The following is a 1,090-nucleotide window of genomic DNA, read 5'->3' as shown; positions in this document are numbered from 1 at the left end:
CATTACCTAAATGATCTTTATACTGGTAAATATACTTATTAATTGTGAAATCATAAAATCCTTCTGCCGTAGGAACAAATTGTAGCTCAGGATCAGGTTTTATCTGTAGTACATTATTAATAAAGGCTTCCTGTTCGTAAGCAAAATCAACAGGGCTATCCTGGTTATCTGGTGATCCCTGTGTTGTTAAATAATGAAATCCATCCAGATATTCAGTTATGATCCCAAATATCCCGTCTGGCTTTGTGATGTGAGTCAGCTTTCTGAGCTTGGTTCCATCTGCCCGGTACAGATAAAGCAGCTTATTCGTATTATTATTAATTCCAAAAGCATTGGGAAGGTTCAGGAAATTATATCCGATCTGATTAATCTGCTTGTCCGGCATATTGATCATATTGCCATTAGCATCATAACTAATCAAATTTCCACCGCCTTCATATCCGGAAGGGTTTCCGCTGCCATCATTAACAGTAATAAGCTTATTTCCTTCATAATTATAATACAGATCATCAATATGCTCAAAATTACTGCTATAGAAAGAAGGGGCGTTTCTCGATAAATGGGTGATATTACCGTTAAGGTCGTATTCTACTCCTTCATTATAATATTCATTGAAAGGAACGGTGGTATTAGGTGTTAAAAACACAGCATCTGTCAAACGGTTAAGCAGGTCATAATAATAGCTGTATCTTTTTAGCATGCTCTCGGTCCCGATTTCCACCCTTTTCTTCCAATCTACTTCGGCAATATTTCCATTATATCTTCCCGGGGAACTCACAGGGTTGGTATATTTAATTGCATATCCAAAGAGCTTCTCATCCAAATTTTCAGGATCATTGATCTTAGTCATCCAGCCTCTGATATTGTAGGTATAATCTATGCTTTGAAGATTGTTTCCTACTTGTTTATTAATTATTTGAGATAATTCATTATATGTATTATCTGTTAATAACTCCTGAGGTTGGCTATCTACCTGATGATAATGTTTTTTAAGCCTGTTCTGATTATCATACTCGAAAGTTTCGGTAATCACTGTTTCCGTATCTGAGCTTAGCCTTTTATGATAGGTTTTGGTTTGTAAAGCTACGCC

1 pseudogene is annotated in these 1,090 nt (G+C 36.1%); it reads right to left on the bottom strand.

Going from position 1 to position 1,090, the window contains the following annotated elements:
• Positions 1–1,090: pseudogene (locus ACGHIN_RS17290) on the bottom strand (RHS repeat-associated core domain-containing protein); the annotation flags it as partial.

Origin of the sequence: Chryseobacterium barbadense (assembly GCF_042849955.1) — a bacterium.
Classification (GTDB): domain Bacteria; phylum Bacteroidota; class Bacteroidia; order Flavobacteriales; family Weeksellaceae; genus Chryseobacterium.
This window is presented reverse-complemented; position numbering and strand designations above follow the sequence as displayed.